This window comes from Cytophagales bacterium (assembly GCA_019456305.1).
In the GTDB taxonomy this organism is placed as follows: domain Bacteria; phylum Bacteroidota; class Bacteroidia; order Cytophagales; family VRUD01; genus VRUD01.
Genome location: VRUD01000031.1, coordinates 19,595 through 40,937, shown reverse-complemented (window position 1 = coordinate 40,937; position 21,343 = coordinate 19,595). Strand labels below are relative to the sequence as shown.

Sequence of the window (21,343 nt, the reverse complement as noted above, 5' to 3'; positions counted from 1 at the left end):
GGGTTCTTATCAGTTGCAGGAAATAAATTGCCAGGGGGTGACCACAGATAACTAAAAGGCCCCGTCCCTGTGGCTGTTGGTGTACCCCCTATTGTTGGCGTAAATCCATCACATACCGTATCATCTATACCTGCGTTTACAACCGGAAGAGCAGTAACTGTAATATTTACCGTATCTGATAGCGCACAGATATTTATGTCGGTTACTAAAACAACAAACTGGGTAATACCAGGCGCCAATGGCGTAAATGTTGGATTGGGAATGGTAGCATCATCTAATTCCCCTGGCGGATCCCAGGCATAAGTGAATGGGCCTGCTCCTGAAGCAGTTGGTGACCCTCCAATTATGATAGAATCACCATAAAAACAAATAGAAGAATCAATGCCGGCATCCACTACAGGTAAAGCATTTACTAACACACATACAATATCCACATCAATGCACCCAATACTATCTGTCACCGTGACTGTGAAGCAAAATGTACCGGTTGACGAGGGTGTAAAAGTTGGATTAGCAACAGTATCATCACTGAGACCGACTGGTGACCAGGAATATGTGTAAGGTGGCGTGCCGGTGCTTGCAGTAGGTGAACCGCCTATGGTGATTAGAATACCCACACATGTCGTGTCGTCAATGCCGGCATTTGCTATTGGTAAAGGCGTTACTGTAATAAATACTGTATCACATTTCAGACAGCCATTCGTATCAGTTAAGCATACAACAAATTCAGTAGTACCGATGCCCGGTGGTGTGAATGTTGGATTAGCAAATGTAGTATCATCTAAATTTGCGCTTGGGGTCCAACTGTAAATATATCCGGGTGTACCACCACTTGCTGTGGGTGTTCCACCTAAGATATAAGTACTGCCATCAAAACAGATTGCAGTATCAGGGCCGGCATCTGCTATCAACGGTGGTGGTTCAGATAGCGTAACAGTAGTTGTATCGGTGCATGCATTGGTATCGGTTACAACCACTGTGTATAAAACCCCTGCGCATAAACTCGTATCAGTAGAGTCAGTAATGCTGCCTCCTGCATCCCAATTGTAACTATAGGGAGGTGTCCCCCCGACTGGAGTTACCGTAGCAGTTCCGTCACAAAGTCCGTTGCAGCTGGCGTTTGTACTGTCGGTGATGCCGGAGGTTAAGGGGGGTGGTTCGGAGAGGGTGACTGAAGTGAAGGTATCAATACAAAAATTGGCATCTACAATAGTTACGTCATAGAGGATGTTAGCACATAATCCTGTAGCGAAAGAGTCGGTTTGTCCACTACTCCAAAGGTAAGAATAAGGGCGTGTACCCCCAACAGCACATACTGTAGCTTTACCATCGCAAATACCATTGCAACTGATATTGGTACTGTCACAGATAACGGAAATCAATGAATCTGGTTGATTAACAATGATTGAAGTATCATCATCGACATGAAAATCGTTATCTAGAACTACAACTCTAAATGTACCGGCACAAATATTAGGATAGAGACTTGAAAGTGTATTACAATTAGCAAAAGTATCATCCTTACACACAAAATTAGTATCCGGAAGTGTCCAGAAATAAGTAAAAGGTGAAAACCCCATAAAAATAGATATCGTAATATCACCATCACAATATCCATAACAACTTACATCAGTTATTGAAGGAATTATTATGAAAGAGTTTTTCTCTGAACTTAGCACAGTACCTTTTGAAATAACACCACTTTTATTCGATTTCTGCCCAAAATCACTCAAAAGGTCAGCTCCCGCTAGCCCATTACTTTCCTGTGCATTGGAATTAAAAACACAAATTAGAAGAACAATAATTGATAGAAATATTTTTTTCATTTATAATAGAATATACGCACACCATATCTGTTTTTTCTGAAATTCAATTCAGTATCTGATTTACAGGCACGGAAAGCGTAATACAATGGTTATGACAGATTTACTGTTAAATAGTACGAAAATAGAGGTTTTAAGTTGTTTTTTACGGTAAAATAATAAGAAGGTTCAAAGTTTACGTGAATCATCAATATATATACAATATCGTACAAGAGTAAAAAAAAGCTATAAACATTATCCTACTAAGGGTTTTGTTGTATATTACAACCATTGTCATCAAGTATTCGTTGGTTAACCAAAACAAAAAAAAGTGTACCTTATGTTTCATGAATCAAAATGGTATTTGGTTCAAAAAATTTGCCGTTTGAAATTTCTTTTTATCTAATCTGGGGGACCTAATCCCGCAAAAAAAATAAAAATTCCTTTCAAATCTTTTTTGTTAATTTATTTTATTAATTTTGCGGGGTGTTTCAAATTTACGTTTGAATGTATCAAATATCGTTCATTAACTTTAAAAAATCATGAAAAAATTAAATGTAAAATTCGTAGTTACACTTTTCTGTGTAATCTGTGTACCAATAGTATGTTTATCCCAATCCTTTGAATGGGCTAATAGCATTGGAAGTACATTAGAAGACCAAGGTCACAGCATCGTTGTTGACAACGCAGGTAATGTATATGTGACTGGCTTTTTTCAGGACACAGCCGACTTTGACCCCGGAACTGACACTGCTAATCTCACAGCCATTGGATTCTTTGATATCTTTTTCGCCAAATATGATGCTGCTGGCAATTTACTGTGGGCAAAAAGTATCGGGAGTACATCGTTTGACCAAGGATTTAGCATTGCCGTTGATGGCACGAGCAACGTATATCTAACCGGCACTTTCACTGGCACAGCCGACTTTGACCCTGGAGCCGGCACTGCTAACCTCACATCTGTTGGCAGCTTAGATATCTTTTTTGCCAAATATAATTCTGCTGGCAATTTCCTATGGGCAAAAAACATCGGAGGCGGAGGTATACCAGATGACCAGGGATGGGACATCACTGTTGACGTTATGAGCAATGTATATCTGATCGGCATTTTCAGCGGCATAGTTGACTTTGACCCAGATATCATTGGAATAGCCAACTTAACATCCAGTGGCAGCAGAGATATCTTTGTCGCCAAATATAATTCTGCTGGAAATTTCCTTTGGGCAAATGCGCTCGGAGGTACATCATTTGATGAAGGCTTCAGCATCGCTGTTGATGGCACGGGTAATGTGTATGTAACAGGCCATTTCGGTGGCACAGCCGACTTTGACCCTGGAGCCGGCATTGCCAACCTCACATCTGTTGGCATCAATGATATCTTTTTTGCCAAATATAATTCTGCTGGCAATTTCCTGTGGGCAAAAAGTATCGGGAGTACATCGTTTGACGAAGGATTAAGTATTGCCGTTGACGGTACACACAACGTATATCTAACCGGTTCTATCACTGGCACAGCCGACTTTGACCCTGGAGCCGGCACTGCTAACCTCACACCTGTTGGCAGCGCTGACATCTTTTTTGCCAAATATAATTCTGCTGGAAATTTCCTTTGGGCAAATGTGCTCGGAGGTACATCGTATGATGAGGGATTCGGTATTGCGGTTGATGGCTCTGGCAATGTACATCTGACGGGTATTTTCAGTGACATAGTTGACTTTGACCCAGGGGCCGGTACTGCCAACCTCATATCCGTAGGCAGCTTTGATATCTTTTTAGCCAAATATAATACTAACGGTAATTATCTGTCGTCAAAAAGTATCGGAAGCACATCATTCGACCAGGGATTCGACATCGCTGTTGACGGTATAAACAATGTATATCTGACAGGCTCTTTTAGTAACACAGCCGATTTTGACCCCGATCCCATCAGCACCACAAACTTAACATCCGTTGGCAGTGGTGATATCTTTTTAGCCAAATATTCCTTTTTACCGATAATTTTATTACCAAAGATTAATTTCGATATCAAGCCAACCTCCTGCCCAAATCCATTTAATATCAAAAGTAATGGTATTCTACCAGTTGCGATCCTTGGTACAGTAGATTTTGATGTCAATGATATTGACGTTTCTTCGGTGCTGCTTGGAGGTATTTCTCCCATCAGATCAAAAATCGAAGACGTGAGTATACCGGTAATAAACAAACAAGATGTTTGTGACTGCACTACTGACGATGCTGACGGTTTTGAAGACCTGACCCTGAAATTCAAAACCCAGGATATTGTAAGTATACTCGGGTTTGTCAGCGGGGGTGATACAATAGTTTTAACCATTACGGGTATTCTATTGGATAGTACGCCCTTTGATGCATCGGATTGTATCATTATAATTCCTGTTGGAGGTGGTGGAAATGATACGGTTGGAGGTAAAGTAGCAATTTGCCATATTCCACCCGGAAATCCTGCTAATGCACATACCATCTTCGTAAGCTCTAATGCAATAGACGCACATTTGGCGCACGGAGATAACTTAGGAATGTGTGATAGTTCAGGAGCATTTGGTGGTAATAATGATTCCCAGCTAAGATTATCAGTTTATCCAAACCCATTTTCAGAAACAACAATTATTCAAATTCAACTTGATGAAACAGTAAATGCTGCTTTAAAAGTATATAATGCCATTGGTACTCATATTACCACACTGTTTAATGGTACTGTTGAGGAGAATAATTTATATTCCATTCAATTCGATGCAGAAGATTTGCCAAACGGTATTTACTTCTATAGGTTAGAAACAGAAAATGGCATTGTTAGAATGGGAAAATTGTTGTTAAAATAATTGTACTAAAAAATATAAATTAACAAATAATAGTGTAAATTCTTGCCCCATACCTGCAAGGTTTAAAAGATCTTGCAGGATTTTTTCATAATCTTACCAATAGCGAATTACACATTCCAATTTTAACCCTAAAATCTATTTTAAAAAAACACTGCCCTGAAAAGTATCTTTTCTATTTCGTTTGAAATTTTGTACCCTTGTTATTTTATCAGTCATTTGCCATTTTTTATTAACTATTTCAAATATTTTCTTTATCTTTGTAAGAATGTTTGGTCCGGCTCTTTTTATTAAAGTTATAATTTTTTGTTCATTTGCCAATACTACATGAAAAAAAATCTCATCCCTTATAAAGATCAAAATATGGTAAAAGCAATAAATGTTATAAATGAAATGCAGCAAAAAGGATTGCTTTTAGAATAAAGAATTATACCATAAAAAAATGGCTAATCTTCCTTTTGAAGAAAAGATCAAAATAGTTGTTAAATTACAAAAACTTGCAAATGAGATAAAGTCTATCAAAGGGGGAAGGAAAAAGCGGGTGTGGATTATTTAAAGTAGAGACACGGTGCACCGTGTCTCTACTTTTACATTCTAAAATCGTAAATTAAATATGGCTTTTGACATTGAAATGATCCGGTCTGTTTATGCCAACATTGAGAGGCATATTGATAATGCGAGAAAGATCGTGGACAGACCATTGAGCTTAACTGAAAAGATCCTGTATTCCCATCTTTATGACCGGGAAGTTATAAAGCCCTGTAAAAGAGGCGTTGATTATGTTGAGTTTGCTCCAGACAGGGTTGCCATGCAGGATGCCACAGCACAAATGGCTTTGCTGCAATTTATGCAGGCAGGAAAAGAAAAAACGGCTGTTCCCACCACCGTTCATTGCGACCATTTGATCCTGGCTATAGCAGGCGCAAAAAAGGACCTTGAAACTGCCAAAAATGCAAACAAAGAAGTTTATGACTTTTTAGCATTAGTATCGAATAAATACGGCATAGGTTTCTGGAATCCTGGTGCGGGCATCATTCACCAGGTGGTGCTCGAAAATTATGCCTTCCCGGGTGGGTTGATGATAGGTACCGACTCCCATACACCCAATGCCGGAGGATTGGGGATGCTTGCTATTGGCGTAGGCGGAGCAGATGCCGTGGATGTGATGGCCGGCATGCCGTGGGAACTGAAATTCCCAAAATTAACAGGAGTGAAATTAACAGGAAAATTGAGCGGATGGACATCAGCAAAAGATGTGATCCTGAAAGTAGCCGGGATTTTAACAGTTAAAGGCGGAACGGACTATATTCTTGAATATTTCGGGGATGGTGCAGAAAATATATCAGCAACAGGTAAAGGCACAATCTGTAATATGGGAGCAGAAATAGGCGCTACTACCTCACTATTTGCTTATGATGAGAAAATAAGGGCCTATCTGAAGGCAACTCAGCGGGCTGATGTAGCTGTTGAGGCTGATAAGATATCAGGACATTTATGTGCCGATAAGGAAGTGTATGCTGATCCTGAAAAATACTATGATCAGGTAATTGAAATTGATCTTTCAAAATTGGAACCGCATATCAACGGCCCTTATTCACCTGACCGGGCCTGGCCGGTTTCTGAATTTGGTAAAGCAGTAAAAGAAAATGGCTGGCCCAGGTATTTTGAAGTCGGACTGATCGGCTCTTGTACCAATTCGTCTTATGAAGATATTGACCGTTCAGCTTCCATTGCTAAACAGGCTATTAAGAAAAAATTGAAAGCCAAGACTGAATTTACCATAACACCGGGCTCCGAACAGGTAAGATATACTACCCAGCGCGATGGTTTTTTAGATGAATTTGAAAAAATAGGAGGTACAATATTAGCCAATGCCTGCGGGCCTTGTATCGGGCAATGGAAACGACATAGAAAAAGTAATGAGCAAAAAAATTCTATACTTACCTCCTACAATAGAAACTTTGCCAAAAGAAATGATGGAGATCCCAATACACATTCCTTTGTGGCTTCTCCCGAATTAGTAACTGCTATGGTATTATCGGGTGACCTGTGTTTCAATCCATTGACCGACAAATTGATCAATGAAGATGGTGAAGAAGTAAAATTAGAGGAACCCAAAGGCATTGAATTGCCGGTAAACGGGTTTGCCGTAGAAGATTCGGGATATATACAACCTGCTAAGGATGGCAGCAAAATAGCAATTAAAGTAGCTTCTGATTCCAAACGTTTACAGCTCCTGGAGCCGTTTGCTCCCTGGGAAAGTACCGATATAAAAGGTTTAAAGCTCTTAATTAAAACTAAAGGCAAATGCACAACCGATCATATCTCCATGGCTGGTCCATGGTTGAGATTCAGGGGCCATCTGGATAATATTTCTGATAATTGCTTTACCGGGGCTATTAATTTCTATAACGATAAAGCCGACCTGGTAAAAAATCAAATAACGGGTGAATATGGACCCGTACCCGCTACTGCCAGGGCTTATAAGGCTGCCGGTTTTGGCTCGGTTGTTTTCGGTGAAGAAAATTATGGAGAAGGATCTTCGCGTGAGCACGCTGCTATGGAACCACGCTTCCTGGGTGTAAGAGCCATCATCGTAAAATCATTTGCCAGGATCCACGAAACAAATCTTAAAAAACAGGGGATGCTTGCCTTAACTTTTGCTGACAGATCAGCTTATAATAAAGTACAGGAAGATGACACGATTGATATTTTGGGATTAAATTCCTTTGCCGGTGAAACCCCTTTAACGGTTGTATTAAACCATAAGGATGGCAACAGCGATGAATTTAAAGTAAATCACACCTACAATGAGAATCAGATTGAGTGGTTTAAGGCGGGATCGGCTTTGAATTTGATAAAGATGAAAAATTAAAAATTACCTGATCCAATAAAAATCATTCTTCTCTTTTTGTTCTATTATCTTTCTAATTAAGAAAAAAAAATACTACAAACAGGTATTCCATACTGGACTTGTATTGTATATTATGTTAATTGTTCCTACTTCATGCAACCATGCAACATCATTACTGCGAGATAAATCTCGCATTACAAATCACCTTATTTTGGTTCTCTTTATAAGATAGGGTAATAAAATTTGCTCAAACCCCTTATTAATATCAGCTTCAATAAAATCTATTTTGTATTGAGCACATTTGAGCTTTAATTCACTAAATACTTTCCGGATAGACTTGATATAATAATCTCTAACTTCATTTGGACGAATTTTAAGCTTTTCGCCTGTTTCGATGTCTATAAATTCATAAGGGCGTTCTTCAAACTTAAAATCCTCTTCGGTTTTTTTATCCGTGACGTGAAAAAGTATTACTTCATGGAGATTATGCTTCAAATGCTGCAATGCGGATAACAGCTCATCTTGTTGCCCGATATTTTCCATCATATCACTAAATATAATGATCAAAGAGCGTTTTTCTATTTTTTCGGCAATCAGGTGCAGGGTAGTTGAAGCAGCGGTTTTTTTATTTTTACCTGTGTCATTCAGTAATTTTTCTAGTGAGATCATGAGATTATGGAGATGCAGAGGGGTAGATTTTACCGGGGTTTGTAGTTCTATGTTCTCTGAAAAAGTGGTGATTCCTACCGCGTCTCTCTGTTTTTGTAATAAATAGACCAAAGATGAAGCTGCCATTGTGCTAAAAGTAATTTTGCCAAGGTTGTTTGCAGGATAATACATAGATGATGATACGTCAATAAGGACATGACAACGCAGGTTTGTTTCTTCTTCATATTTTTTAATATATAATCTATCTGTTTTCGCATAAACTTTCCAATCAACATGCCGCGTACTTTCACCTGTATTGTAAAGCCTGTGTTCGGCAAATTCAACAGAAAATCCATGATAAGGGGATTTATGAAGTCCGGTAATGAAACCTTCAACCATTTGTTTGGCTAAAAATTCTATATTGCCAAATTGTTTTATCTTTGTTAAATTAATTTCCATTAGAAAATATGAGTCCACTCTAAAAAGTCTTTTTTGCCACAAAAGCACAAAAACACTAAATCCCACTAAAAATTAACTAATTGATTTTCAGGGTTTTGTGGGATTTAGTGCTTTGGTGATTTAGTGGCATTTTTATTTTTTGGACTTTTTAGAGTGGACTCAAATATAGTAAATGTAATAAAAAATCACAATTTTATAAATAATTATTTTTTTATAATAGAAATAAAACATATCTTTGACCCCGTCCATACGAAAGGGATAAAATTCACAAAACTAAAACAATAACGATCGTGGAAGAGAAAAAAGACAATATAAGAGAAGAAAGAGAAGAAATTTTTTCCAGGAGGGTAAGAGCTGGAAGAAGAACCTATTTCTTTGATGTGAGGGCAACCAGAGCAAATGATTATTATCTCACTATTACCGAAAGTAAGCGCATGCGAAGAGATGAAGAAAATTTTTACTATGAAAAACACAAGCTCTTCCTTTACGGTGAAGATTTTGATAATTTTTCAGAAGCGCTAGAGGAAACCCTTGACCATATTAAAACCGAGCTTTTAGGTGGAAAGGCGCCTACCCGTAGAGTTCCATTTACGCCTCAGGAGAATATAGAGAGTGAAAGTAAGGAGAAAGGTGAGAAAGGTGAGAAAGATAAGAAAGATAAGAAAGATAAGAAAGATAAGAAAGATGAGAAAGATGAGAGTGAGGGTAAAGAGAAAAGTGAGAATGAAAGTAAGGAGAAAAGCAAGGATGATGAGGATGAAAGTGAAAAAGACGAATCCTCTGATGAATTGAAGTGGGACTAGTACTAAGTTTCATAATAAAGAGTATTTAAACAATAATTCAGTTAATATCGGTTAATACCGGTTAATACCGGTTACTTTTTGAAATGGGATTTCCATTGCAGCCGTTTTTAACTGCTATTAACTGCCTATTAACCGAAAAAACTATAATTACTATTACTTTTGCAACTAAGTATTATCATCTGTGCCTGCCCCGATTTCTCGGTGGTAATCCATGTCTTATTCAAGAACAAGGGGGACAGGAGTAAAACAAAGGATGAAAATTATCAAGGATATCCAACCCAATATTTTTCTTTTTGTATTTAATGGCTTCTCATACTGTGCGGGTGGATGATAAACTCCCAACATACTGAGCAAAAGAGCAAAAACTAACCATCCTGGATATCCTTTAACTGAGGGAAATAGGTTGGAAAATGAAAATTGCAACGCCATAAAAGCCAGGGAGAATAACATAACTTTATAGAATCCTTTAAAAACTTTGGAGAATAAAATACAAAGCCCCCCCCAATAAAGAGGCGCTGAATAAATGGGAAAACTGAAAATATTTATTTTATCAAAGAGCTCAACCAAACCCAGACCGGCATAAAAAACCAAAATCAAAAAAAAGATTGGTGAAATGATCCTGTGATTTTTGCTTCCTACCAGGCCGTACAAAATATGCCCTCCATCCAACTGACCTATCGGGATAAGATTAAGAGCAGTGAAAAACAGCGCCAGGTACCCGGCTAATAATAAGGGATAATGCCACATTTCATATTTATTGGGAATGAGCCGGGGGTCTTCAACTACAAAACGCTCGAAAAACATAAAGATCAGGTTGCTGCCTAAAGCAAGGCTCCCACCCGTATTTTTATACACATGATCTGCACAGTTTAATCCATGTTGCGCAATGTGCTGGGCAAGTTCAGGGTGAATATTGGTTACATATTCCGGGGGAGGTAGATGTGTAAAACCATAAAACAATAGCATGATTGCAACAACAAATCCTGCTAATGGCCCTGCAATTCCTACATCAAAAAGGTGCTTGCGATGTTTCATCCTGCTTTTAATTCTTATGAATGCCCCAAAGGTTCCTATAGAAAATCCAAGACCGAAAAAGAATGGAATATAATAGGGTAAAGAAACTTTAATCTTGTAGAATCGTGCAGTTAAATAATGACCAAATTCATGAACAGTGAGAATGCCTAAAAATGGTATGGAATATTGAAGCCCTTTTAAAAACCCCTGCCAATCCATCCAGCCAAGGTTATCAAAAAAAAATCTTCCATGTATCCATTCAGACCCTGCTAATGTAGTTGTGATGAGTGTGATAATGAATAAAACCAGATGGATGGAAAGTTTTTTAATGTCCGGTGATTCAATATTCTTCATAGTTTATTAGAGCAGGAAAAATACTCGTAATAATTTGTTTGGCAAAATTAACAAAAATATGTAGATTTGCAATAAAAAAAGGGCCTATAGCTCAGTTGGTTAGAGCACCGGACTCATAATCCGTAGGTCGCAGGTTCAAGTCCTGCTGGGCCCACCTTTAATAAAAGATTGACGAGAATAGATTATAGATTGAATATTTAACTATTAAGCCTGCACTATGTAAAAAAGTTGACAGTTGATCCCGAGTACTCGGGATTAACTGCCTACTGCCTACTGCCTACTTCTACATAATTACTTCATAAGCCTTCTATTAACAATTTATTTTGATAAAACTTAATTTTTATTTTTAGCAGGGGGATGTACCATTGGAACAAAACGCACAGGAATAATGCTTTCCTTTTTTATGCCTTCCTTATTTTTTGTGATCAGCAATAATTCCTGGAAATATACACCAACGGGTATGGCTAAGCGCCCGCCATTTTTCAATTGTTTAATTAATTCCTGGGGCACAGTTTCAGGGGCAGCCGTAACAATAATACAATCAAAAGGCGCTTCTTCTGGCCAACCTTTATAACCATCACCCCATTTTACGATTACATTTTCATAACCCAACCTGTCCAACAACGCTTTAGCGCTTTCAGCCAATGACTTAATTAATTCAATGGTATAAACCTTCCCGGTCAATTGAGCTAATATTGCCGCCTGGTATCCTGAGCCTGTACCTATTTCCAGAACTTTTTCATTTCCTTTCAGTTGCAGCAATTCAGTCATTAACGCTACAATATATGGCTGGGAAATTGTTTGCTGTTCATCTATCGGCAAAGGGCTATCAATGTATGCGCTTTTTTCTAATTCTTTCGGTACAAAAAGATGACGGGGCGTGTTTCTCATAACCTCAAGGAGCGCCTTGTCTTTGACGCCACGATCGGAAATCTGGGTTTTTACCATCTTTCTGGCTTCTAAGCGCCACCATTCAAAAGCCGGGAAAGTGTCAAGGGAAGCAGCAGTTGCTGTGGCTGTAGATTTTGAATCTTCCTTATAGTTATCAATATTTAAATTACAGCTAATTTGGAAAAACAGCAGGCAAAAAAGCAGTAAACAATAGGCAGTTGACAGTATGCAATATTGCCAACTGCCCATTGCCAACTGCTTATTTCTTTTGTGGGATTTAGCCTGCCTGTCCCGAGTGCACGGGACGCAGACAGGTGATTTAGTGGCATTTATTTTAATCATTTACATAAAGTTAATAGCAGTTAATAACAGTTAATAACAGTTAACAACAGTTAACAACGGTTGCTTAAAACACTGCTTTTTTGCAATATGCTCCTTTTTTTCAAGATTAAGCATATGAAAAAGTAACCGATATTAACCATTATTAACCGCTATTAACTGTTTTTAACCATTTACATAAAGTTATGTTCTTCTAAAGTAGTTCAAAGATAGTTATTTTTTTTAACTTTCATAAAATATTTATTTACTTTGAAAAATTATGAAAAATAAAATCCAAAAATTAGCAAAAAAGTACGCCAATGAAGTAATCAAGGATAGAAGGCAGCTTCATGCTAACCCGGAGCTTTCGTTCGAGGAGTATAACACTTCAAAATTTGTTGCAGAAAGATTAAGAGCTTTTGGACTCAAACCTCAGGAAGGCATTGCAAAGACTGGTGTTGTAGCAGTAATTGAAGGGCGAGGGTCGGGCAAAATCCCAAATCCCAAACCTGCCCGCCAAAGGCCTATGGCAGGCGGGTCCCAAATCCCAAATGTAGTAGCTCTCAGGGCAGATATGGATGCTTTGCCGATACAAGAGGCCAATGATATTAGTTACCGATCAAAAAATAACGGGATCATGCATGCATGCGGGCATGATGTGCATACAGCTTCACTTTTAGGTGCAGCCAGGATTTTATGTGATCTGAAAAGTGAATTCTATGGCAGTATTAAATTAATTTTTCAGCCGGCTGAAGAAAAAATACCAGGAGGTGCATCATTAATGATCAAAGAGGGCGTGTTGAAGGCTCCTGCACCTGCAAATATCATTGGTCAGCACGTGATGCCTTTGATCCCAGTTGGTAAAGTTGGATTTCGTGAAGGGAAATACATGGCAAGCACCGATGAAATTTACATAACCGTGAAAGGAAAAGGCGGCCATGCAGCAATGCCTGAAATGAACATTGACCCTGTTCTGATCGCTTCGCATACAATTGTAGCTTTGCAGCAGGTCATTAGCCGCAATGCCAGTCCCAAAATTCCGTCTGTGCTGTCATTTGGTAAGGTAATAGCTGAAGGAGCTACCAATGTTATTCCTGATGAAGTGAAGATGGAAGGTACATTCCGTACCATGGATGAAGATTGGAGAGCTGCTGCACACAAAAAAATAAAACAGATCACCCACGCTATAGCTGAAGGCATGGGTGGCACTGCTGATATAGATATTCTCAAAGGCTATCCCTGTCTTGAAAATCATCCCCAGCTTACAGCACAACTGCGAAAATTTGCCGAAGATTACTTAGGCAAAGAAAATGTAGTTGACCTTGATATCTGGATGGCATCAGAGGATTTTTCTTATTATTCTCATCAGATAAATGCATGCTTTTACAGGTTGGGTGTCAGAAATGAAACAAAAGGCATCACCTCATTAGTACATACGCCCACCTTTAATATTGATGAAGACGCCCTTGAGGTAAGTGCGGGATTAATGGCATGGCTTGCGGTTTCGGAGCTCTCTATGTAAAAGATGCTAAAAAAGTATGTTTACCCTCTAATACCTTATTAATTTTCTTTTCCATCGGCAATTCTCCATCAATCCAATTTATGTAGTATCCATCCCGTTCCATTTTACGAAACCATGTCATTTGTCTTTTCGCAAACCGGTGTATGGCAGTGTTCAACTTTTGGAACATAGTTTCCCTATTTATTTCGCCCAGAATATATTGGGTAATGAATTTGTATTCAAGTCCGTAACTTTTAAGTCGTTTAGCGCTGATCCCTTTTTTCAATAACATTTCAACTTCGTCAACCATCCCGTTTTCCAACCTGTCTTTCAGACGTTCCGTTATTCTTTCACGAATGATCTTCCTGTCATAATGAATACCGAATATATGTGTTTGAACCTTTGGAAAATCAGTGTCTGTCTCGGGATGTTCTTTGCGATATATTGCTATCTCAATTGCTTTGACAAGACGATTTCTATCCAGAATGTCTGTAGTATTGTGTAATGACTGAATTGATGAAAGGATATCTACCAGTTCATTATGTGTTTTGTTTTTTAAATTTTTTCTCAATTTTTCATTACGGGGCGCTTCCAAAAATTTATACCCTTTTAAAACTGCTTCAATATACAAACCTGTGCCTCCACAGAGTACAGGAAGCTTGTTTCTTTTTATAATTTCATCATAGACTTTGAAAAAATCCTTCTGGAATTGGAAAACGTTATATTCATCTCCCGGTTCAGCAATATCGATCAAATGAACAGGGATTTTTTTTCCGGCAATGAGATAATCTTCATAATCTTTACCCGTACCAATATTCATTTCTTTATAAACCTGCCGTGAATCAGCGCTGATAATTTCACCGTTTAGCCGGTGCGCTATTTGAGCGGCTAATTTTGTCTTGCCTGTTGCTGTTGGTCCAAGGATGGTTAACATATTGTATCGGAATTTTAATTTTTAAAACGAAATTAATATTCTAAAAAAACATACCCATTAATTGGAGCTATTGTAATGGAAGCCCTTGATCTGATAGTAGAACCGAGAAGCTTGAAGATTTACCCAAACCCTCGCTCCAAATTGCCAATGGCAGAAATTGAATAAAGTTATTGAATTATTGAGTTATTTAGCCTAATAACCCCTAATAACCTAATAACTGATCACCTATCACTGTTCTTGCCAACTGCCAACTACCGACTGCCGACTGCCAACTGCCAACTGCCGACTGCCAACTGCCAACTGCCAACTGCCAACTGCCAACTGCCAACTGCCAACTGCCGACTGCCAACTGCCAACTGCCAACTGCCGACTGCCAACTGCCAACTGCCAACTGCCAACTGCCGACTGCCAACTGCCCATTACGAAGTTATATGCTTAAACTCTCTTTTTAACACAACGATTGCCTCCCCAATGATCCACACCTGGCAAATGCCAATAACAGAAGCTATTCCTGCAAGCAGCCACTTTTGTGTATCAACGTAATTGAAAATATTATCCATTGTCCCTAAAAAAGTGACCACAGTTATAAAGACCATGGGAATTAAAGTGGCGCTTGCATTTATTTTTTTTCTCAATAGCCACACCGAAAGCACCAATAAGGTAAGCGCTCCTACCATTTGGTTGGTAGCGCCAAAAAGCGGCCAAAGATTCAGCCCCCCCTTACCACCTCCATCACTAATGACCAGGAGAAAAGATAACAAAACCGCGATAAATGCCTGTAAATACCTGTTTTTTGCTAAAAATTCCAACGATCTGTCTATATACTTGCTAAAGATTTGTCCCAGCCGCAAGACTCTTTGGCATAAGTTGCCCTTTTCCATCATCCCTGCCCGCCACTCTGTTTTGGCAGGCGGGCATCTTCCATCACCCATCTTCCATCTCAACAAGCCCTCTCCAATTTCTCCAATTATATAACGCTGGATACGGGTAGCGGTATCCAGAGACGTGGCTGCAAAGCTGATCACCAAAACAGACACAAATACCGCTGTCAGGTTTTGTACATTGTTACCTGCTAAATATTGAAACATTTTTAGCTCTGAAAGAAAACTGGATGTACCCAGCACAAAAGCCTCTATTTTGCTTTTTAAGCTAACAGCATGTTCAAAATTGTCAATATAATGGTGCTGCCATGCTTCAGCATTTGCAAATCCTGCTGCTACGGCAATAGTGGCTGCGATTGCCAGTCCGGCTTCACCCATCATGGCTCCGTAACCCACGTACCGGGCATCTTTTATGTTTTTTAATTGTTTAGAAGATGTACCGGAAGCTACCAGTGCATGAAACCCTGAGATAGCTCCGCATGCGATCGTAATAAACAAAAAGGGAAACCAGGGCTGGGGATTAGGATTTTCTGTGAAATTTATAACAGGCGCATCTATTACAGGTTGGGCAATAAAGATTGCAAGGTAAATAACCGCCAGGCCTATGATTAATTTATGCGAATTGATATAATCCCTTGGCTGCAAAAGTACCCAAACCGGCAGCGTGGAAGCTATAAACCCATAGATCATTAAAAATACGATCCAGGTCAATACTTCTGAGCCGCCAAACCATAGATATTCCGGCAATCTGACTGGATATAAATATCCAATATAGATCATAGCATAAAGTAAGACTAATGCAATCAATGAAGGAATGAGCAGGTTCCCTTTTCGTTTATAAACCCACCGTCCTATCAGCACGGCAACAATAATTTCAAAATTAATCGGGATGACAGATCCCGGATAAAGGACAAAAAGGTAAGCGATGGCATAAGCAAAAACCGCCAGCACGATAAAGACCAAAAGGAATATTATTACCAGGAAAAGGAATTTAGATCGCTTTCCAATCATCTCTTCGGTGATCACCCCGATGGATTTGCCTTTATTACGGGCGGATAAAACCAGGGCGCCAAAATCATGTACAGCGCCCATAAAAATTGCTCCTACAACCACCCACAGCAAAGCCGGCAGCCAACCCCAGACGATCGCTATTGCAGGGCCCAAAATCGGTGCAGCGCCTGCAATAGATGAAAAATGATGGCCAAACAAAACAAACTTGTTGGTTGGCAAATAATCTACATCATCCCGCAAAGCTGCTGAAGGCATCACCTCTTTTTCGGCTTCTTTGCTTTCAGTTCTGAATATTTTTACAGCTATATAGCGGGCATAAAAGCGGTAGCCAAGAAACAAGCAGACAAAGGCTATGATGGTGATTAGGGCTGCGTTCACTGATAGTTACTGGTTACTTGTTAATTAGCAGCAATAAAAGGAAAAATATTTTATTCGGTTGAAAGTTTTATTGTTTTTGGGGATAAAGTACTAAATCAGCTTCGAAAAATGAAAAAAACAAAACAAATAGCAAAGAATAATTAATAATGATACTTGCAGGAAATAACAATAATAGCGTCATCGGTTACTGTGTAAACGAGGCGATGTTCTTTGGTAATGCGCCTGCTCCAGCATCCCTTGAGTTCATGCTTCAGCGGTTCGGGCTTGCCGGTTCCACTGAAAGGATTTTGACAGGCATCGTCAAGAAGGTCGTCAATTTTTTGAAATATCTTTTTATCAGTGCGCCTCCATTCCAAAAACTGTTTATTAGACAGGGGCTCAAAAAATACTTCTCTCATTTGCGAAGATATTTTTTAATATCAACTTTTATCAATTTCCCTTTTTTTACATTCTCTAACGATTCAAGAAGCATTTTGCGGTTGGCGGGGCTTCGCAAAAGATATTCCGTTTCATCCATCTCCTCTTCAACTATTATAGAAATGGGTTTGTTTTTAAAAATTGCCCTTATCCCCTTCAGGAAATTATCATCAAGCGCATCGGCTGTAGTATGGAATTCTGTGTACATGGTTATGAATATTTTTTGCAAATATACAAATTAAATCCAATATCTAAAGTATTCAAAATGCAGGATGCCGAAACAACAGCTCCTTACTGGTTTCCCAAGCCCTGCCTGCACTGCGACAAGCCGCCTTGTGTGAAGGTTTGCCAGGTTGATGCCACATTTAAAAGAGAAGACGGTATTGTTTTATTTTAAACCATTTGCTATGCTGTCTGTAATAATCAAAGCTGCACTAGAAATGATAGATAGTTTACGTCATAATGTCATAATATTTTATTCAAAATTTGAAAAGGAAGACAATGGCAATACCTACCATACTATTGAAAGCCAGTATGGTAAATTTACCAGGACTTTTTATCTTCCCGACAATGTAAAAGATGATGCTATGAAAGCATCGTATAAAGATGGCATTTTAAAAGTTGTAATTCCAAAGGATGAAAAAAAAGTTGTAAAAAATGTCATTGAAATTAATTAATCTATCGGATTAATTGTAAACCCGATCTGCCTGACTAACTTAAGGCGATCTGGTTTTTTATAATTAAAAAGTGTGCCCAGTCCAAAAAGTTGAAACAAATTATAGGAAGGCATGAACGCATGACTGCATGGATGCATGCAATCATGCAGTCATTCAACCATCCCGAGTACTCGGGAACCATCCATATAATATTACCACCAATCATCCGTTACATATTGGAATAGTTATTGCTTCAATAAATATATTCTTAATTAACAAAACCTACTAAATCATGACCAAAAAAAGTTACATTACCGGGTTAATTATCGCTTCCGTAATGGGTGGGCTTGTATCTCTGGGTGGTTATAAGCTAAGCGAAAAAAATAACAAGAAATATGAGTCTATTATTGACAGGCAGAATGTTTTATTTACAAATCATTCCCCAAGTCCGGGTGGTATTGTTCCGACAGGATTAAATTTTATACAAGCTGCTGAAATCTCACGTTCTGCAGTAGTTCACATAAAGACACATTATGAGGCTTCCGGAAATTACTATTATTATAACCCCATTGACTATTTGTTTAGAGACTTTTTTGGTGACCAGTATAATAACAAAAAACCTCATGAAAATTACCCCCGCATAGGATCTGGTTCAGGTGTTATCATTACTGATGATGGCTATATTGTAACTAATAATCATGTAATAAAAGGGGGAGAAAAAATTGAGATCATACTGGATGATAAAAGGACCTATATTGCAGAAGTGATAGGCACTGATCCTTCAACTGATCTGGCTCTGATAAAAATAGATGAAAAAGGATTACCCTTTCTAAAATATGGTAATTCCGAAGATACAAAAGTCGGGGAGTGGGTTTTAGCAGTGGGGAACCCATTTAATCTCACCTCCACAGTTACTGCGGGTATTGTAAGCGCGAAGGGAAGAAATTTAGGCCTTCTAAGAGATGCTAATGGTATGCAGATCGAGTCTTTTATTCAAACAGATGCAGCAGTGAATCCTGGCAATAGTGGAGGAGCATTGGTAGACCTTAACGGAGAACTAATTGGTATTAATACTGCTATTCAAACTCCTACCAATGTATATATTGGCTATTCTTTTGCTGTGCCGGTGTCTTTAGTTAAGAAGGTAGTGGATGATCTGTTGAAATACGGAGAGGTTCAAAGGGCATTATTGGGAGTAAGAATTATGAATATTACTTCTGATCTTGCCAAAGAATATGGAATTGATCAGCTAAAGGGTGTTTATATAGCAGATGTTAATACGAAAAGCGCTGCACAAAAAGCAGGGATAAAGGCAGGTGACATTATTCTGGAAGTAAATGATGTGGAAGTGAATTCTACTTCCGAATTACAGGAGCAAGTAGCTAAGTACCGCCCCGGTGATATGATAGAAGTTAAATATTTGAGGAATAATAAGGCAAAGTCTGTATGGTTAAGCCTGAAAAATAAGCTTGGTAATACCGAAATAGTTAAGAAGCAAGAAAAGATCATCACTGTTCTTGGAGCAGACTTTCAGGAAGTTAGTAAGAAAGTGAAAGAGAAATTGAAGATAAAAGGTGGTATTGAAATTATAGAATTAAGGAACGGTAAATTGAAAAGTGTAGGAATACAGGAAGGTTTTATCATTACCCATATTGATAAAATAAGGGTATATAAACCGGATGACATTAAGGAAATATTAAAAAACATAAAAGGCGGGATACTTATTCAAGGCATATATCCAAATGGTGCAAAAGGCTATTATGCTATTGGAATGTAGCTCTCCGATGCCAATCCCGCCTTTGGCGGGACTAATAATAAGAATATGCTTTCATTCGTAATTGTTTATCTTTAAGGATAGTCATTAAATATTAAAGTAAAATAACAGGGAAGTTTCAAATATAGTTGGAACTTCCTTTTTTTGTTAGTGGTGACTTTACTATTTTTGTCAATGCTTGGTATAACTAAAAATCTTAACAAATGGAAACAATATTAACAGCCTCCTCCAGCCAGACACGTAACAAAGGCCGGGAGCAAAGCCGGGATATTTACAAAATCCGGGAAACTTTAAGTCAATTAGGAATCGGTCAAATTAACAATGGCGCTTCTACCGGTACCAAATGGTTAGAAACTTCAGGAGAGGTCATTGAATCGTACTCCCCTGGCGATGGTAAATTGATTGCTAAAATCAAGCAAGGCACCTGGGATGATTATGAAACAATAATTAAAAAAGCACAGGAAGCCTTCAAAGATTGGAGGAAGATACCAGCGCCACAGCGCGGTGAAATTATAAGGCAAATTGGTAATGAATTGAGGAAACACAAAGAGCCTCTTGGCAAGCTGGTGGCTTATGAAATGGGTAAGATCTACCAGGAAGGTTTAGGTGAAGTACAGGAGATGATAGACATCTGCGATTATGCTGTCGGGCTATCCCGCCAACTGTATGGGTTTACAATGCATTCTGAGCGGCCGGAGCATAGAATGTATGAGCAATATCATCCTATAGGTATTGTGGGAGTAATATCAGCTTTTAACTTCCCCGTTGCCGTTTGGGCATGGAATGCGATGATCGCCCTTGCTTGCGGAAACGTGGTGGTTTGGAAGCCCTCTTCAAAAGTGATGTTATGTGCCATAGCCGTACATAATATTATTGTTGAGGTATTGAAAAAAAATAATGTTCCCGAAGGCGTATTGAACCTGATCGCATCAAGCTCTAAGTATGTAGGCGATGATTTTTTAGCTGATAAAAGGGTAGCTTTGATCTCTGCCACCGGCTCCGTGCCTTTAGGAAGGAAAGTAGCAAAAATTGTTGGCGAACGATTGGGCAAAATGATTTTGGAATTAGGAGGAAATAATGCCATCATCATTTCCAAAAAATCTGATATAGACCTGGCCTTAAGAGCCGTGTTGTTTGGGGCTGTCGGAACAGCCGGCCAGCGTTGTACCTCTACCCGCAGGCTGATCATCCAGGAACCTGTGTATGACCTATTTAAAGACAAGCTTACCGCTGCCTACAAACAATTGAAAGCAGGCCATTCTTTGGATAAAGAAACCCATGTAGGCCCTTTGATTGATACCAAGGCTGTTAAGGATTTCCACAACGCCATTGAAAAAGTAAAAAAAGAGGGAGGAAAAATTATTTATGGAGGCAAAGTTCCGGAAGGCGATAAATATTCTTCGGGTTGTTATGTTGTTCCCTGTATTGCAGAGGTGGAAAGCAGCTTTGATATTGTAAAAGAGGAGACCTTTGCTCCCCTACTCTACCTCATAAAGTACAAAACTTTAGAGGAAGCCATTGCTATGCACAATGATGTACCCCAGGGCTTGTCTTCGGCAATATTCACAAACGACCTCCAGGAGGCTGAAAAGTTTTTATCACACCTGGGTTCGGATTGTGGAATAGCAAATGTGAACATCGGCACTTCAGGAGCAGAAATAGGGGGCGCATTTGGCGGTGAGAAGGATACAGGCGGAGGCAGGGAATCAGGTTCCGATGCCTGGAAATATTATATGAGACGCCAGACAAACACCATCAACTTTGGTAAAGAGTTGCCATTGGCGCAGGGGATTGAGTTTGATGTTTGATAATGA

15 protein-coding genes, 1 tRNA gene and 2 pseudogenes (1 of these 18 only partly in view) are annotated in these 21,343 nt (G+C 38.9%); 10 read left to right on the top strand and 8 right to left on the bottom strand.

Annotated elements, in window-relative coordinates; all coding sequences use genetic code 11:
• Positions 1-1,826: pseudogene (locus tag FVQ77_08430) on the bottom strand (T9SS type B sorting domain-containing protein); it reaches 4,867 nt to the left of the window's first position.
• 518 nt (positions 1,827-2,344) lie between these two features.
• Between FVQ77_08430 and FVQ77_08425 the strand changes: the two are divergent.
• Positions 2,345-4,639: a T9SS type A sorting domain-containing protein gene (locus tag FVQ77_08425; protein MBW8050346.1), complete on the top strand. Its 2,295-nt coding sequence runs from the start codon at positions 2,345-2,347 to the stop codon at positions 4,637-4,639.
• 610 nt (positions 4,640-5,249) lie between these two features.
• Positions 5,250-7,511, top strand: a complete 2,262-nt coding sequence (locus tag FVQ77_08420) for an aconitate hydratase (GenBank protein MBW8050345.1) — start codon at positions 5,250-5,252, stop codon at positions 7,509-7,511.
• Positions 7,512-7,691: 180 nt separating this feature from the next.
• On the opposite strand, the gene FVQ77_08415 is transcribed toward FVQ77_08420, so the two are convergent.
• Positions 7,692-8,597: a DUF58 domain-containing protein gene (locus FVQ77_08415; protein MBW8050344.1), complete on the bottom strand. Its 906-nt coding sequence runs from the start codon at positions 8,595-8,597 to the stop codon at positions 7,692-7,694.
• A 290-nt stretch (positions 8,598-8,887) separates the two neighbouring features.
• Between FVQ77_08415 and FVQ77_08410 the strand changes: the two genes are divergently transcribed.
• On the top strand, positions 8,888-9,400 hold the full coding sequence (locus tag FVQ77_08410) for a DUF3276 family protein (protein ID MBW8050343.1): 513 nt from the start codon (positions 8,888-8,890) through the stop codon (positions 9,398-9,400).
• A 216-nt stretch (positions 9,401-9,616) separates the two neighbouring features.
• On the opposite strand, the gene FVQ77_08405 is transcribed toward FVQ77_08410, so the two are convergent.
• Positions 9,617-10,768: a site-2 protease family protein gene (locus tag FVQ77_08405; GenBank protein ID MBW8050342.1), complete on the bottom strand. Its 1,152-nt coding sequence runs from the start codon at positions 10,766-10,768 to the stop codon at positions 9,617-9,619.
• 80 nt (positions 10,769-10,848) lie between these two features.
• Here FVQ77_08405 and FVQ77_08400 point away from each other — a divergent pair.
• Positions 10,849-10,922, top strand: a tRNA-Ile gene (locus FVQ77_08400).
• Positions 10,923-11,101: 179 nt separating this feature from the next.
• Here FVQ77_08400 and FVQ77_08395 read toward each other — a convergent pair.
• Positions 11,102-11,908, bottom strand: a complete 807-nt coding sequence (locus FVQ77_08395; protein MBW8050341.1) for a protein-L-isoaspartate(D-aspartate) O-methyltransferase — start codon at positions 11,906-11,908, stop codon at positions 11,102-11,104.
• A 349-nt stretch (positions 11,909-12,257) separates the two neighbouring features.
• On the opposite strand from FVQ77_08395, the gene FVQ77_08390 reads away from it, so the two are divergent.
• The gene (locus tag FVQ77_08390) at positions 12,258-13,499 is read left to right on the top strand and encodes an amidohydrolase (GenBank protein ID MBW8050340.1); all 1,242 of its coding nucleotides are present in this window, start codon (positions 12,258-12,260) and stop codon (positions 13,497-13,499) included.
• On the opposite strand, the gene miaA is transcribed toward FVQ77_08390, so the two are convergent.
• Entirely contained in the window at positions 13,492-14,412 is a 921-nt protein-coding gene (gene miaA / locus FVQ77_08385; GenBank protein MBW8050339.1) for a tRNA (adenosine(37)-N6)-dimethylallyltransferase MiaA, read from the bottom strand. The genes FVQ77_08390 and miaA overlap by 8 nt on opposite strands.
• A gap of 237 nt (positions 14,413-14,649) precedes the next feature.
• Between miaA and FVQ77_08380 the strand changes: the two are divergent.
• Positions 14,650-14,832, top strand: a pseudogene (locus FVQ77_08380) (hypothetical protein).
• On the opposite strand, the gene FVQ77_08375 reads toward FVQ77_08380, so the two are convergent.
• The 3 genes from FVQ77_08375 to FVQ77_08365 form a co-directional block, all read right to left on the bottom strand.
• Positions 14,832-16,682, bottom strand: coding sequence for a carbon starvation protein A (locus tag FVQ77_08375; GenBank protein ID MBW8050338.1), 1,851 nt, complete (start codon positions 16,680-16,682; stop codon positions 14,832-14,834). The pseudogene FVQ77_08380 and the gene FVQ77_08375 sit on opposite strands and share 1 nt — an antisense overlap.
• 140 nt (positions 16,683-16,822) lie before the next feature.
• Complete coding sequence (locus FVQ77_08370) at positions 16,823-17,080, bottom strand: Txe/YoeB family addiction module toxin (GenBank protein ID MBW8050337.1); 258 nt, start codon at positions 17,078-17,080, stop codon at positions 16,823-16,825.
• Positions 17,077-17,307: a hypothetical protein gene (locus FVQ77_08365; GenBank protein ID MBW8050336.1), complete on the bottom strand. Its 231-nt coding sequence runs from the start codon at positions 17,305-17,307 to the stop codon at positions 17,077-17,079. Before FVQ77_08365 ends, FVQ77_08370 begins: the two co-directional genes overlap by 4 nt.
• Here FVQ77_08365 and FVQ77_08360 point away from each other — a divergent pair.
• The 4 genes from FVQ77_08360 (at position 17,290) to FVQ77_08345 (ending at position 21,337) form a co-directional block, all read left to right on the top strand.
• Complete coding sequence (locus tag FVQ77_08360) at positions 17,290-17,496, top strand: hypothetical protein (GenBank protein MBW8050335.1); 207 nt, start codon at positions 17,290-17,292, stop codon at positions 17,494-17,496. The two genes, FVQ77_08365 and FVQ77_08360, sit on opposite strands and share 18 nt — an antisense overlap.
• The gene (locus FVQ77_08355) at positions 17,456-17,776 is read left to right on the top strand and encodes an Hsp20/alpha crystallin family protein (protein ID MBW8050334.1); all 321 of its coding nucleotides are present in this window, start codon (positions 17,456-17,458) and stop codon (positions 17,774-17,776) included. Before FVQ77_08360 ends, FVQ77_08355 begins: the two co-directional genes overlap by 41 nt.
• 271 nt (positions 17,777-18,047) lie before the next feature.
• Positions 18,048-19,532 carry a Do family serine endopeptidase gene (locus FVQ77_08350; GenBank protein MBW8050333.1) on the top strand — a complete coding sequence of 495 codons (1,485 nt, stop codon included), beginning with the start codon at positions 18,048-18,050 and terminating at the stop codon, positions 19,530-19,532.
• 200 nt (positions 19,533-19,732) lie between these two features.
• Positions 19,733-21,337 (top strand): aldehyde dehydrogenase family protein, encoded by a 1,605-nt coding sequence (locus FVQ77_08345; protein ID MBW8050332.1) that lies wholly within the window; start codon positions 19,733-19,735, stop codon positions 21,335-21,337.
• The last annotated feature ends 6 nt before the right edge of the window (positions 21,338-21,343 follow it).

Coding starts and splice junctions, on each gene's coding strand:
- FVQ77_08360 (MBW8050335.1), top strand. CDS start 17,290: ATGGAATTCTGTGTACATGGTTATGAATATTTTTTGCAAATATACAAA.
- FVQ77_08390 (MBW8050340.1), top strand. CDS start 12,258: ATGAAAAATAAAATCCAAAAATTAGCAAAAAAGTACGCCAATGAAGTA.
- FVQ77_08415 (MBW8050344.1), bottom strand. CDS start 8,597: ATGGAAATTAATTTAACAAAGATAAAACAATTTGGCAATATAGAATTT.
- FVQ77_08405 (MBW8050342.1), bottom strand. CDS start 10,768: ATGAAGAATATTGAATCACCGGACATTAAAAAACTTTCCATCCATCTG.
- FVQ77_08420 (MBW8050345.1), top strand. CDS start 5,250: ATGGCTTTTGACATTGAAATGATCCGGTCTGTTTATGCCAACATTGAG.
- FVQ77_08355 (MBW8050334.1), top strand. CDS start 17,456: ATGCCACATTTAAAAGAGAAGACGGTATTGTTTTATTTTAAACCATTT.
- FVQ77_08370 (MBW8050337.1), bottom strand. CDS start 17,080: ATGAGAGAAGTATTTTTTGAGCCCCTGTCTAATAAACAGTTTTTGGAA.
- FVQ77_08365 (MBW8050336.1), bottom strand. CDS start 17,307: ATGTACACAGAATTCCATACTACAGCCGATGCGCTTGATGATAATTTC.
- miaA (MBW8050339.1), bottom strand. CDS start 14,412: ATGTTAACCATCCTTGGACCAACAGCAACAGGCAAGACAAAATTAGCC.
- FVQ77_08425 (MBW8050346.1), top strand. CDS start 2,345: ATGAAAAAATTAAATGTAAAATTCGTAGTTACACTTTTCTGTGTAATC.
- FVQ77_08350 (MBW8050333.1), top strand. CDS start 18,048: ATGACCAAAAAAAGTTACATTACCGGGTTAATTATCGCTTCCGTAATG.
- FVQ77_08345 (MBW8050332.1), top strand. CDS start 19,733: ATGGAAACAATATTAACAGCCTCCTCCAGCCAGACACGTAACAAAGGC.
- FVQ77_08395 (MBW8050341.1), bottom strand. CDS start 11,908: ATGGGCAGTTGGCAATATTGCATACTGTCAACTGCCTATTGTTTACTG.